Genomic DNA, 12,982 nt, shown 5'->3' with positions numbered 1-12,982 from the left:
CCCACCCCTTCCCATCCCGAACAGGACCGTGAAACGACTCCACGCCGATGATAGTGCGGATTGCCCGTGTGAAAGTAGGTAATCGTCAGGCTCCTCCCCAGTCAGAAACCCCACCCGCCGCGGTGGGGTTTTTGCGTTTACGCGGCCGACTTTGCGCGCTTCACTACTTTCCGATCCGAAACGCATCCGCGTAACCCGGCGACTTCCGACGCGGTCGTCCAAAATCCATGTCCTTCCGGCTCGGCCGGCCAGCACCTCCTCCAAACACGCTAAGCCCGCTTACGCGCCGGCGCTCGATCGGATCCCCCTGCGATAAAGCAGTCGAGTCTTTCGCTGGCCTCCGTAATCGCCCAAAGCGGAGCGCGATGCAACTGCCGATCGTAGCTCGTTGCGATCGATGCAAAGAGCGCGAATCCCGCTTCGTCAAGTTTCCATTCGTTGCGTTCCCGACCTGCGTCGAACATCATCGCCGAGGCGCGGTCCGCGGCGTGGAGCTCTTCGTGGCTCATCGAGCCAAAGCCGGCATCAGCGAGGTAGCTGGTCAACAGCATGATCTGCGTGACCGTCTGCGCATCGCTCTTCGTACCGAGGCCACGGCGCAGTGCGTCGAGCGACAGATGAACTCGCAACGCGAGATCGTCGGCGATCTGGCGCGCGATGGGCAACAGCATGGCTTTGGCATGCCGCGCGCGGGCGGCGCCAGTGTTGCGGAAAGGAATTGGTTGTGCCATGGAGATCCGAGGGGTTTGCCTGAGCACATGCAATAACGGCGCGCTTCGCAAAAGGTTGAGCCTTCATTGCGTTTTAGCCGCTTCCTTCGACGAAAACGTTTGCTGGCGGCCACTTGCGCGCAGATTGCCGGCACGTCGCGGCGTCCGTCGTCGAGCGAATTGGCACCTGCATCGCCCGCGATGCGCCGTTCACTCCCCACGAACCCAGCGGCTTTGCTTTCTATGCTTGCCCACGGAAAGGCGTCGCGCCGCATTGCCACCTCGCGCGCGTCCGGCCATCTACCTCGGCGAAACCTCTCTATCATGACGATTGGAACAACCTCGGCCAGCAAGCCGGAACGGAGCAAGTCCCGCCGGCAAGCGCCATCCAGCTGTCTTCGACCCGAGGATGCATCGATGCAGACTCATTCATCCAACGTTGTCTCGACGCCCGCCGATTTGCGGATCGACGGCGCGCGGCTGTGGGACTGTCTCATGCAGCTCGCGCGGATCGGCGCGACCGACAAACGCGGTGTCTGCCGTCCAGCACTGACCGAACTCGACCGTGAGGCACGCGATCAGTTCATCGCGTGGACGAAGGAGATCGGCCGCACGGTGCCGGTCGACGCGATCGGCAATATTTTCGCGCGGAGGACGGGGCTGCGTGACGATCTGCCGCCCATAATGACGGGCAGCCATCTCGACACGCAGCCGACCGGCGGCAAATTCGACGGCAATTATGGTGTGCTGGCAGGGCTGGAGGTGCTGCGCCCGCTGGCCGAGGCCAACGTGCAGACCATCGCGCTGCTCGAGGTTGCCATGTGGACCAACGAGGAGGGCTCACGATTCTTGCCGGTGATAATGGGCTCCGGCGTGTTCGCCGGCGCATTCACGCTCGAGCACGCGCTAGCGCAACGCGATCGCGACGGCGTAGCGGTGCGCCACGCGCTAGCGGCGATCGGCTATGCCGGCGAGCATCGCAACTCGCACGCTGTCGGCGCATATTTCGAGGTGCATATCGAACAGGGGTCCGTGCTCGAAGCGCACGACAAGGTCATCGGCGTCGTGCAGGGCGCGCTCGGGCAGCGCTGGTACGACCTGACCGCGCACGGCATGGAAGCGCACGCGGGGCCGATGGCGCTGCGCCGCGACGCGCTGCTCGTCGCCGCGGATCCGATCCATGCGGTGAACCGTATCGCACTCGATCACGCGCCGCATGGCCGTAGCACGGTCGGCTGGCTCGACGTGCATTCAAACTCGCGCAACGTCATTGCGGGCCGCGTGAAATTCAGCGTCGACCTGCGCGCAGCCGATGACGCATCGCTCACTGCGATGGACCTCGCATGGCGTGCAGCGTGCGCGCAGGCGGGCAGCAATGGGGGCAACGCCGCCACCAACGCCGCCGCCACCCGCGCGAGCAGCAGCTTGGACGCCCCCATCACTATCGACATCGAGAAGGTCGTCTACTTCCCGCCGCAGCGATTCGCCGCGCAATGGATCGCCGAGGTCAGACAGAGCGCGGAGCGGCACGGTGTGTCGTCGATGGACGTGGTCAGCGGCGCGGGCCACGACGCCGCCTATCGCGCGCGCGGCGCACCCAGCGCGATGATCTTCGTTCCCTGCAAGGACGGCATTAGCCACAACGAAATCGAGGACGCGCGCGCCGATCATCTGAAAGCCGGCTGCAATATGCTGCAGCAGGTGATGCCGAGCGCGGCGTCGAGAACGGGGAGCATGCGCGCATGAAGGTCCTGATCGCACGAATGAACCACGAGACCAACACGTTCTCGCCAGTAGAGACCCCGCTGGCCGCATTCGGCCGCAACGGTCCGAGCTACGGCCGCGCCGCGTTCGACGAAAACAAGGGCATGCAAACCGCGATGGCCGCGTTCATCGACGCCGCCGAGCGCGTGCATGCCGAAATCGTGACGCCGATCTCCGCCATGGCGAATCCGAGCGGGCCGGTCGACGCCGCCGCCTACGATACGATCTGCGACGCGATCGTGGCAGCCGCGACGGGCTGCGACGCGGTGATGCTCGATCTGCACGGCGCGATGGTCGCCGAGAACTCGACCGACGGTGAAGGCGATCTGCTCGGGCGCGTGCGTGCGTCGCTGCCGCACGCGCCGATCGCGGTCGCGCTCGATCTGCATGGCAACGTCACGCAAAAAATGATCGACAACGCCGACGTCATCGTCAGCTTCAAGACCTATCCGCACGTCGACATGTACGAGACTGGCGCACATGCAGCGCGCTTGCTGTTCGACATGATCGAGGGCCATGCGAAGCCGGTGATCGCGTGGCGTCAGCCGCCGCTGCTCACGCACACGCTGCGCAGCGCGAGCGTTGACGGCGCGATAAAACGCGCGCTCGATGCCGCGCGCGCCGCCGAGGCCGACGGCATGCTCGCGGTGTCGGTGCTGGCGGGCTTCTCGCTCGCCGATATCGAAGCGCCATGCATTAGCGTCGTCGTCGTGGGCAATGGCGAGCGCGCGGATGCGGAGGCGGTCGCCGAGCGCATCGCGCGGCAGATCTGGGACGAGCGCGACGATTTTGTCTATCGCAGCGCGCCGCTTGCCGAATCGGTCGCGCGGGCGGCGTCGCTGGCACGCGCCGCCGATAAACCGGTGCTAATGCTCGATCACGGCGACAACTGCATGTCGGGCGGCACGTGCGACACGATGGATTTGCTCGAGGAAGCGTTGAGGCAGGGCCTCGAAGGCATCGTCAGCGGGCCGTTGTGCGATCCGCAGGCGGTCGCGGCCCTGGCGGCCTCGGGCGTCGGTAGCACGGTCACGCTCGCGATCGGCAACAAGCTCACAAACGATGCATTGCCCTCGCGTTCGCCGCTTGCCCTGACCGGCGTCGTGCGCGCGCTGACCGACGGCGAATACGTGATCAGCGGCCCGACCTACACCGGCCAGCGCGCGTACATGGGGCGCGCGGCAGTGCTCGACACCGGCACGGTGAAACTCGTCGTGACCGAACGAACGCATGAGCCGTGGGATCTCGGCGTGTTCGAGAGCGTCGGCATCGATCCGCGCCGCGCGCGTTTTCTGCTGCTCAAATCACGCATGTATTGCCGGCCGGTTTTCGTGCCGATCGCGGAGGCACTCGTCGAATGCGATAGCCGCGGCGTCACGAGTTCGGACTATGGTCTGTTCAGCTTCGAGCACGTGAAGCGGCCGGTTTATCCATTGGACCCTCACACCGAATGGACCGCGACGAACTGATCAACATGCATGCGTTTCGATAAGTCGCGGCAAGGGCTTGTGCAGTCCGCATTGAGTCTCTATAATTCGCGCCTCTAAAGGCTCGTAGCTCAGTTGGTTAGAGCACCACCTTGACATGGTGGGGGTCGTTGGTTCGAATCCAATCGAGCCTACCAACGCATCTGTGACGTAGACGAAAGCGGTTCCGCTTTCGTCTACGGTCCTGTCAAATCGATCCAGTCGTTCCCTCAGTTTCGCCGTTCGGCATCACGTCCCCTTCGTTTTCGTTGTCCGCTCGTGGCCCGAAGCTCGTGCACGTTCACGCGCGCGCTCTCGCCGTTGCGTCGTCGTTCGACAATGCGCGGTACAGTTAGACCTTCCGCTTTCGCCGCCGACCCGACTGCCGTTCCCATCGCATCTTCGATCATGCGATGCCGGCAGCATCCAACGGAGCTGACGCAATGAAGAAGCTCATCAACGATGTGTCCACCGTGGTCCCCGAGATGCTCGACGGGCTCATCGCGCTCAATCCCCAACTCTCGCTATTGCAAGGCGGCACGATCGTCTTGCGCGCCGATGCCCAGGCCGTGGCCGCGCGCGGCGAGGTCGCGCTGATCTCGGGCGGCGGCTCGGGCCACGAGCCCGCGCACGGCGGCTATGTGGGCCACGGCATGCTGAGCGCGGCGGTAGCCGGCGAGATCTTCACCTCGCCCTCCACCGACGCCGTGCTCGACGCGATACGCGCGGTGGTCGGCCCCGCGGGCGCGTTGCTGATCGTCAAGAACTACACGGGCGACCGCTTCAACTTCGGCCTCGCGGCTGAAATCGCGCGCGCCGAGGGCATCCTCGTTGAGATGATGATCGTCGCCGACGACGTCGCGCTGAGCGCGAGCGGCGATCACGCGGGCCGTCGCGGACTCGCGGGCACAGTGTTGGTTCACAAGATCGCGGGCGCGGCGGCCGCGCGCGGTTTGCCGTTGGCCGAGGTCGCGCGGCTCGCTCGGGAAGCGGCCGCGTCGCTCGGCACGATGGGCGTCGCGCTGACGCCGTGCACGGTGCCGGCCGCGGGCAAGCCGGGCTTCGCGCTGGGCGATGGCGAAATCGAATGGGGCCTCGGCATTCATGGCGAAGCCGGCGTGGCGCGCGGCGCGCTGGAGCCGGCCGACGCGATCGTCGGCAAGCTGCTTGCAAAGATCGTCGACGATCTCGCGTTGCAGGCGGGCGAGCGCGTCGCGCTGCTCGTCAACAATCTGGGTGGCACGCCGCCGAGCGAACTCAACGTGGTGGCTGGTGCCGCGCTGCGCGAGCTTGCCGGGCGCGGCATCGCAGTCGCGCGCGCGTGGGCCGGCACGTTCCTGAGCGCGCTCGAAATGGCCGGCGTCTCGCTGACGCTGCTGCGTATCGATGACGAACGGCTGAGCCTGCTCGACGCCGCCTCACAGACGAGCGCATGGCCTGCGCTGAGCGGCCGCGTCGCGCAGGTCGCGGTGCGTGCGGCGCCACCCGCGCCGCAAAGCGCGAGCGGCGCGACGCTCGCGCGTGACGCGACGCTGCGGCGCGCGCTCGAAGCGGTCTGCGAGTGCCTGCTGGCAGCCGAGCCGACATTGACCGAAATGGACCAGCGCGTCGGCGACGGCGACCTCGGCATCAGCCTTGCGCGCGGCGCACGCGCGGTGCAGCTCGAGCTCGATTCCTACGCGTGCGCAACCACGCCGGGCGCGGTATTGCGCGGCATGTCGGCGACGCTGCGGCGCGTGGTGGGCGGCACGTCGGGTCCGCTGTACGCGGTGATGCTGCTGCGCGCGGCGGCCGCGCTCGAACAGTCGGGTGGGACCACCGCACGGCAATGGGCGACGGCGTTCAGCGTCGGTGTCGATGGGTTGATGGAACTGGGGGGCGCGCGGCCGGGCGATCGGACGATGGTCGATGCGCTGAGGCCCGCTGCCGACGCGCTGCACGACGCACTCGCTCAGGGAGCGTCGACGGATGCCGCATTGCAGGCCACCGTCGCTGCGGCATGCGACGGCACGTCTCGTACCGCATCGATGCATCCGCGGCGCGGGCGTTCGAGCTATGTCGGCGAGCGCGCGCTCGGTCATATGGACCCGGGCGCGCATGCGGTCGCGTTGTGGCTCGCGGCGATTCGCGACGCGCTTCCCGGTTAGGCGCAAGCGGACGCGAACGATACGGCGAACGCAAGGGACGAGCGCACTTTCGCAGCAGAGAAAAACTACGCCGCCGTCACGGCCGCAGCAGATCGAACCCCGCGAACGCCACGACGCCGCTCAGTGCGATCAGCGCCACCGAGTGCTGTCCAAGGTACAGCAGCCCGGCAGCGGACCAACACGTGACAGCGAATGCGGCAATACGTTTCATGCTTCCTTCTTCTACGACTCGAACTCAAAAACCGACTCAGAAGCCCAGCGTAACGGCCAGCAGTCCACTGACGACACCGCCCACCACCACTGCACAGGTCACCACCGTCAGCACGCGCCGCGGAAACGACCGCGCGAGCATCGCGAGCGACGGCACGCTGACGAGCGGCAGCGTCATCAGCAGCGCGCCGGCGGGGCCGGCGGCCATGCCGAATGACAGCATCGCCTGAATGATCGGCACTTCACCCGCGGTCGGAATCACGAACAGCGTGCCGGCGATCGACAGCGCGATGATCCACAGCAGGCTGTTGTCGACGTCCGGGCCGATGTGCGGAAACAGCCACGCGCGCGCCGCGCCGAGAATCAGCACGAGCGCGATGTATTCCGGCACGAGCCGCAGCGTCATGCGCCCCAGAATCGTGATCCAGCGCGAGAACGCGGTGCCTGGATCGTCGGCGCTGACCCGTTGCGCGACGGCCTCTCGCGACGCTTGCGCTTCCTGCGGCGTGACCATGCGGTTCACGACGTAGCCAAGGCCGAACACCATCACGATGCCGAGCGCGAGGCGCAGGCCCATCCACTGCCAGCCGAGCACGAAGCCCATGAAGATCAGCGTAGCGGGATTCAGCGCGGTATTACCAAGCCAAAAAGCAATCGCCGCGCCCGGCGCCGCTTCACGCGCGCGCAGGCCCGCGACGACCGGCGCCGCGCAGCAGGTGCACATCATGCCCGGCAACGACATCAGGCCGCCTTTGACGACGCTGTTGAAGTCGGCACGGCCGAGCGTGCGCGCGACCCATTGCGGTGGAATCAGCGCCTGTACCGCGGAGCCGAGCAGCAGGCCGAGCACCATCGCCTGCCAGATTGCCTTGCCGTAAGCGAGCGCGAAGTCGATCGCGGCCTGCCATGACGCCGCCGGCGCGCTCGCGGACGTGCCCATCAGGATCGACTTGCCGATCGAATGCTGGCTCGCGGCGACGAACGCGCGGTTGTAGTACGGAAACCACTTCACATAGAAGAGGCCGACGACGGCGATCAGCAGGAACACGATCCAGCCAAGCGTGACGCGGGGTTGCCGAAGGGTTGATTGCATGATGGTTGTTGAATGTCGTTGTGGATCAACCGACGACTAGCGTGCGGGTATCGAGCTGCGCGAGCAGCGTTTTCGCCTGCTCGACGATGTCGGCGTCGTTCGGGCGGAAATCGAGTTGCAGCGAGTTGGGCAACTGCTCGAAATGCTGGCCGCTGCTGCGCGCGTATGCGGGATCGTAGTGCCGTTCGATCAGTTCGCGCGCGAGCTCGGCGCGCCGGTTCTCGTCGACGAGCCGCAGCCAGCACGTGACCCGCTCGCGGCTGTGCAGACCGATCAACCGTTCCAGCTGTCCCTTGAAGTAATCGGGATGCTCGAACAGATGCGCGTAATCCTGCAAAAGAAACGCCGCGCGGTCCTCGCTGCTCGAGCGCACCTCGACGCACGCGCCGCGATGAAACGTTTCGAGCAGCGCGAGCGGCAGCGTGACGGAGCCGATGCGCCGGCTTTCCGCCTCGACGAACACCGGCCGGTTCACGTCGAAGTCGCGCAGCGCGGTGACGAGCAGCGTGTCGAAACGCTTTTGCGACGGCTGCGCCACGCCCGCATACGCGCCGAGCAGCGAGCCGCGATGCGCGGCGAGCGCCTCGAGGTCGAGCGTTTGCGCGCCGGCCTCATGCAGCGCCGACAGCAGCCGGGTCTTGCCGCTGCCGGTCGGGCCCACGAGCGCGATATAGCTGAAACGACGCGGCAGGGTTTCGAGCCTCTCCAGCGTGGCGCGCCGGTAGCTCTTGTAGCCGCCGTCGAGCTGCCGCGCCGACCAGCCGATCATGTTGAACAGTGTCGTGACCGAGCCCGAACGCTTGCCGCCGCGCCAGCAGTAGATCAGCGGGCGCCAGTTGCGCGGCCGGTCGGCGAACGTGGTTTCCAGATGATGCGCGATGTTGCGCGCGACCAACGCCGCGCCGAGCCGCGTGCCCTCGAACGGCGACACCTGCGTGTAGGTCGTGCCGACCAGCACGCGTTCCTCGTTGCTCAGCACTGGCGCGTTGGTCGCGCCGGGAATATGGTCTTCCTCGAACTCTAGCGGAGTGCGAACGTCGACGATTTCATCGAAATCGCCGGCTTTGTCGAGGCTGACTAGAAGACTTTTCAAGGGAGTAGGGACAAAACGGACCGCGGGAAGACCGAAATTATCGCATGGGCGGCTCGTTCGGGCCGGTTATATGCGTCCTTCCCGGGGTCTCCAGTGACGTCCTTCGGCCGCCTACCTCAGATGACTTCGACCCGCGCTTGCCCGCTCACCAGCTCGCCGATCACCCGTGCGTCGGCAAAGCCATCGGCGCGGAACAGCGCGAGCACTTCGTCTACCGCTTCGGGCGAGCACGACACTAGCAGCCCGCCCGACGTCTGCGGATCGGTCAACAACGCGCGGCCGGCGGACGGCAAGGTGGCGGGCAGCACCACGTCGTGGCCGTAGGCATCCCAGTTGCGGCCCGATGCGCCGGTGAAAATGCCTGCTTGCGCGAGGCTCGCGACGTTCGGCAGCCACGGCAGGTCCGCGTAGCGCACACGCGCGGTCAGCTTCGAGCCGCGTGCGAGTTCCAGCGTGTGGCCGAGCAGGCCGAAGCCGGTGATGTCGGTCAGCGCATGCACGCCGTCGAGCCGCGCCAGCTCGGCGCCCGGCCGGTTCAGCTTGGTGGTCGCGCCGATCATTGCCGCGTAGCCGGCCTCGTCGAGCCGGTCTTTCTTCAATGCCGCGGACAGAATCCCGACGCCGAGCGGTTTGCCGAGGATCAGCACGTCGCCGGCCTGGCCGCCCGCGTTGCGCTTGACGCGCTTCGGATCGACGATGCCCAGCGCGACGAGGCCGTAAATCGGCTCGACGGAATCGATCGAATGGCCGCCCGCGAGCGGGATGCCTGCTTCCGCGCAGACCGATTCGCCGCCTTTCAGCACGGCCGCGATCACGTCGTGCGGCAGCACGTTGATCGGCATGCCGACGATCGCGAGCGCCATGATCGGCTTGCCGCCCATCGCGTAGACGTCGGAGATCGCGTTGGTCGCGGCGATGCGGCCGAAGTCGAATGGATCGTCGACGATCGGCATGAAGAAATCGGTGGTCGCGACGATCGCCTGGTCTTCGTTGAGCTTGTAGACGGCGGCGTCGTCGGCGGTGTCGTTGCCGACCAGCAGGTCGGGGAAGAATGGCAGCGGCGCGCTGCGCTTGAGCAGATCGGCGAGCAGGCCGGGCGCGATCTTGCAGCCGCAGCCGCCGCCGTGCGACAGGCTCGTCAGGCGGGGCGACTGGCTTGCTTGGACTTGGGTCATGGGGGCGAGAGTTGGGGTTCGTCGAATGACCGCATTATGAGGGTTGTTTTCACCCTGTGCAGCGTCGGCACGGGCGCAAACCGGCTCTATGCCGAACCCGTTTCGACCCCCGTTTTGCCGAGCGATAAACGGCCCCTTTCAAGTGACTTTCGCATGTCCCATCTACCGGGGTGGCGAATGCACTATGCTGCATGTCGCGAAACGGCATCTATAATCAATTTTGTCCCCAAAAGAGCCGAGGCCATGCAATGACGCAAATGACTCGGCGACAATTCCTGAAGGTCTCTGCCACGACACTTGCCGGATCGAGCCTGGCCCTGATGGGCTTCTCGCCGACACCCGCGCTGGCCGAAGTCCGTCAGTACAAATTGTCGCGTGCGACTGAAACCCGCAACACCTGCCCCTACTGTTCGGTGGGCTGCGGCATCCTGATGTACGGTCTTGGCGACGAGGCCAAGAATGTGAAGACGAGCATCTTCCACATCGAGGGCGACCCCGACCATCCGGTCAATCGCGGCACGCTGTGCCCGAAGGGCGCGAGCCTGATCGACTTCATCCATAGCTCGAGCCGTCTGCGCTATCCCGAGTACCGCGCGGCCGGGGCGAGCGAGTGGAAGCGCATCTCGTGGGAAGACGCGCTAGACCGCATCGCGAAGCTGATGAAGGAAGACCGCGACGCGAACTTCGTCGAGACGACCGCGGACGGCAAGAAGGTCAACCGCTGGCTGACTACCGGCATGCTCGCGGCATCGGCCGGCAGCAACGAGGTGGGTTATCTGACGCACAAGACTATTCGCAGTCTTGGCATGCTCGGATTCGACAATCAGGCGCGTGTCTGACATGGCCCGACGGTGGCAGGTCTTGCCCCGACGTTTGGCCGTGGAGCGATGACGAACCATTGGGTCGACATCAGAAACGCGGACGTGATTCTCGTGATGGGCGGCAATGCGGCCGAGGCACACCCATGCGGTTTCAAATGGGTCACCGAAGCCAAGGCGCACCGCAAGGCGCGTCTGATCGTGGTCGACCCGCGCTTTACGCGTACGGCGTCGGTCGCGGACTACTTCGTGCAGATCCGCACCGGTACGGACATTGCGTTCCTCGGCGGGGTGATCAACTACCTGCTGACGAACGACAAGATCCAGCACGAGTACGTGAAGAACTACACGGACGTGCCGTTCATCGTGCGCGAGGATTTCGCGTTCAAGGACGGCCTGTTTTCCGGCTACCACGCCGACACGCGCAGCTACGACAAGGCCTCGTGGGACTACGTGCGCGGCGATGACGGCTTCGCCAAGGTCGATCCGACGCTGCAGGACCCGCGCTGCGTCTATCAGCTGATGAAGCAGCACTACTCGCGCTACACGCCCGAGCAGGTCGAGAAAATCTGCGGCGTGCCGAAGGAGAAGTTCCAGCACGTGTGCGAGATGCTCGCGTCGACGTCGGTGCCGAACCGCGCGGCCACGATCATGTACGCGCTCGGCTGGACGCATCACTCGGTCGGCTCGCAGATCATCCGCACCGGCGCGATGGTGCAACTGCTGCTCGGCAACATCGGCATCGCGGGCGGCGGCATGAACGCGCTGCGCGGCCATTCGAACATCCAGGGCCTGACGGATCTCGGCCTGATGTCGAACCTGCTGCCGGGCTACATGACGCTGCCCATGGAAGCGGAGCAGGACTTCGACGCCTACATCGCGAAGCGCGCCAAACAGCCGCTGCGGCCGAACCAGCTGAGCTACTGGCGCAACTATCGCGCGTTCCACGTGAGCTTCATGAAATCGTGGTGGGGCGACAAGGCGACCGCCGACAACAACTTCGCTTTCGACTATCTGCCGAAGCTCGACAAGTCCTACGACCTGCTGCAGGTCTTCGAGCTGATGAATCAGGGCAAAATGACCGGCTACATCGCGCAGGGCTTCAATCCGCTTGCCGCCGCGCCGTTCAAGGCGAAGAACGGCGCGGCGCTGGCCAAGCTGAAGTGGCTCGTGATCATGGATCCGCTCGCGACCGAAACGTCGGAGTTCTGGAAGAACTACGGCCCGTTAAACGACGTCGACAGCGGCTCGATCCAGACAGAGGTGTTTCGTCTACCGACCACCTGCTTCGCCGAGGAACGCGGCTCGCTCGTTAGTTCGAGCCGGGTGCTGCAGTGGCATTGGCAGGGCGCGGACGGTCCCGGCGAAGCGAAGAGCGACCTCGATATCATGGCGGGGCTGTGGCTGCGTATTCGCGACGCTTATCGCAAGGACGGCGGCAAGTATCCCGATCCGATCCTGAACATGAGCTGGCCGTATGCGAACCCGGAAAGCCCGACGCCCGAAGAACTCGCGATGGAGTACAACGGCAAGGCGCTCGCGGATGTCACCGATCCGAAGGACACGACCAAGGTGCTCGCGAAGAAGGGCGAGCAGCTCGCGAGTTTCGCGCTGCTGCGCGACGACGGCTCGACCTCGAGCGGCTGCTGGATCTTCTGCGGCGCGTGGACCCAGGCGGGCAACCAGATGGGCCGCCGCGACAACTCGGACCCGACCGGCATCGGCAACACGCTGAACTGGGCCTGGGCATGGCCGGTGAACCGGCGGGTTCTGTACAACCGCGCGTCGTGCGATCTCAGTGGCAAGCCGTTCGATCCGACGCGCAAGCTGATCGCGTGGAACGGCAGCAGGTGGTCGGGCGCCGACATTCCGGACTTCAAGGTCGACGAGCCGCCCGAAGACGGCATGAATCCGTTCATCATGAATCCGGAAGGCGTGGCTTGCTTCTTCGCGCGCGAAGCTTTGGTGGAAGGGCCATTCCCCGAGCACTACGAGCCGTTCGAAACGCCGCTCGGCTACAACCCGCTGCATCCGGACAACAAGTTGGTCGTCAGCAATCCTGCGGCGCGCGTGTTCCCGGACGACAAGGCCACGTTCGGCACGCACGAGAACTTCCCGCATACGGCGACCACCTATCGTCTGACCGAGCATTTCCACTACTGGACCAAACACGCGCGTCTGAACGCGATCATCCAGCCCGAGCAGTTCGTCGAGATTGGCGAAGACCTCGCGAAGGAGATCGGCGTGGTAGCCGGCGACCGGGTCAAGGTGAGTTCGAACCGCGGGCACCTGGTGGCCGTCGCGGTCGTGACGAAGCGGATCAAACCGCTGATGATCGAAGGCAAGAAGGTGCAGACCGTCGGGCTGCCGCTCCATTGGGGCTTCAAAGGGATCGCGAGGCCGGGCTATCTCATCAATACGCTGACGCCCCCGGTGGGCGACGGGAATTCGCAGACACCGGAATTCAAGTCGTTCCTCGTCAAGGTCGAAAAGGCATAAGGAAAAG

General features: G+C 65.4%; 9 protein-coding genes, 1 tRNA gene and 1 rRNA gene. 6 read left to right on the top strand and 5 right to left on the bottom strand.

Going from position 1 to position 12,982, the window contains the following annotated elements; genetic code table 11:
* Positions 1-91, top strand: a 5S ribosomal RNA gene (gene rrf, locus HWY30_RS42910); the annotation flags it as partial.
* 178 nt (positions 92-269) lie between these two features.
* Here the strand turns inward: rrf and HWY30_RS09755 are convergent.
* Positions 270-731, bottom strand: a complete 462-nt coding sequence (locus tag HWY30_RS09755; RefSeq protein ID WP_090808528.1) for a hypothetical protein — start codon at positions 729-731, stop codon at positions 270-272.
* 396 nt (positions 732-1,127) lie between these two features.
* Here HWY30_RS09755 and HWY30_RS09750 point away from each other — a divergent pair, with 396 nt between their 5' ends.
* The 4 genes from HWY30_RS09750 to dhaL all read left to right on the top strand — a co-directional run bounded on the left by HWY30_RS09750 (position 1,128) and on the right by dhaL (position 6,087).
* Positions 1,128-2,456: a Zn-dependent hydrolase gene (locus HWY30_RS09750; protein ID WP_090808530.1), complete on the top strand. Its 1,329-nt coding sequence runs from the start codon at positions 1,128-1,130 to the stop codon at positions 2,454-2,456.
* Complete coding sequence (locus tag HWY30_RS09745) at positions 2,453-3,943, top strand: M81 family metallopeptidase (RefSeq protein WP_090808533.1); 1,491 nt, start codon at positions 2,453-2,455, stop codon at positions 3,941-3,943. The genes HWY30_RS09750 and HWY30_RS09745 overlap by 4 nt, the downstream gene beginning before the upstream one ends.
* A gap of 78 nt (positions 3,944-4,021) precedes the next feature.
* Positions 4,022-4,098 (top strand) — tRNA-Val (locus HWY30_RS09740).
* A 285-nt stretch (positions 4,099-4,383) separates the two neighbouring features.
* On the top strand, positions 4,384-6,087 hold the full coding sequence (dhaL, locus tag HWY30_RS09735; RefSeq protein ID WP_090808535.1) for a dihydroxyacetone kinase subunit DhaL: 1,704 nt from the start codon (positions 4,384-4,386) through the stop codon (positions 6,085-6,087).
* 76 nt (positions 6,088-6,163) lie between these two features.
* Here the strand turns inward: dhaL and HWY30_RS42450 are convergent, their stop codons facing one another.
* The 4 genes from HWY30_RS42450 to selD all read right to left on the bottom strand — a co-directional run bounded on the left by HWY30_RS42450 (position 6,164) and on the right by selD (position 9,658).
* Positions 6,164-6,298: a hypothetical protein gene (locus tag HWY30_RS42450; protein WP_143037237.1), complete on the bottom strand. Its 135-nt coding sequence runs from the start codon at positions 6,296-6,298 to the stop codon at positions 6,164-6,166.
* Between the two features lie 36 nt (positions 6,299-6,334).
* Positions 6,335-7,390, bottom strand: a complete 1,056-nt coding sequence (locus HWY30_RS09730) for a permease (protein ID WP_090808538.1) — start codon at positions 7,388-7,390, stop codon at positions 6,335-6,337.
* A 25-nt stretch (positions 7,391-7,415) separates the two neighbouring features.
* On the bottom strand, positions 7,416-8,483 hold the full coding sequence (gene mnmH, locus HWY30_RS09725; protein ID WP_090808540.1) for a tRNA 2-selenouridine(34) synthase MnmH: 1,068 nt from the start codon (positions 8,481-8,483) through the stop codon (positions 7,416-7,418).
* Positions 8,484-8,599: 116 nt separating this feature from the next.
* On the bottom strand, positions 8,600-9,658 hold the full coding sequence (gene selD, locus HWY30_RS09720; RefSeq protein WP_090808542.1) for a selenide, water dikinase SelD: 1,059 nt from the start codon (positions 9,656-9,658) through the stop codon (positions 8,600-8,602).
* A gap of 248 nt (positions 9,659-9,906) precedes the next feature.
* Between selD and fdnG the strand changes: the two genes are divergently transcribed.
* Positions 9,907-12,975 (top strand): formate dehydrogenase-N subunit alpha, encoded by a 3,069-nt coding sequence (gene fdnG, locus HWY30_RS09715; RefSeq protein WP_143037238.1) that lies wholly within the window; start codon positions 9,907-9,909, stop codon positions 12,973-12,975.
* The last annotated feature ends 7 nt before the right edge of the window (positions 12,976-12,982 follow it).

It is taken from the genome of Paraburkholderia tuberum STM678, from assembly GCF_902833905.1.
Taxonomy (GTDB): Bacteria; Pseudomonadota; Gammaproteobacteria; order Burkholderiales; family Burkholderiaceae; genus Paraburkholderia; species Paraburkholderia tuberum.
The sequence above is the reverse complement of the archived record's forward strand: the minus strand, read 5'-3'. Positions and strand labels throughout refer to the sequence as shown.

What these genes read in the sequence shown, in the direction of transcription:
- HWY30_RS42450 (WP_143037237.1), bottom strand. Translation starts at nt 6,298, where the DNA reads ATGAAACGTATTGCCGCATTCGCTGTCACGTGTTGGTCCGCTGCCGGG.
- HWY30_RS09750 (WP_090808530.1), top strand. Translation starts at nt 1,128, where the DNA reads ATGCAGACTCATTCATCCAACGTTGTCTCGACGCCCGCCGATTTGCGG.
- dhaL (WP_090808535.1), top strand. Translation starts at nt 4,384, where the DNA reads ATGAAGAAGCTCATCAACGATGTGTCCACCGTGGTCCCCGAGATGCTC.
- HWY30_RS09730 (WP_090808538.1), bottom strand. Translation starts at nt 7,390, where the DNA reads ATGCAATCAACCCTTCGGCAACCCCGCGTCACGCTTGGCTGGATCGTG.
- selD (WP_090808542.1), bottom strand. Translation starts at nt 9,658, where the DNA reads ATGACCCAAGTCCAAGCAAGCCAGTCGCCCCGCCTGACGAGCCTGTCG.
- HWY30_RS09755 (WP_090808528.1), bottom strand. Translation starts at nt 731, where the DNA reads ATGGCACAACCAATTCCTTTCCGCAACACTGGCGCCGCCCGCGCGCGG.
- HWY30_RS09745 (WP_090808533.1), top strand. Translation starts at nt 2,453, where the DNA reads ATGAAGGTCCTGATCGCACGAATGAACCACGAGACCAACACGTTCTCG.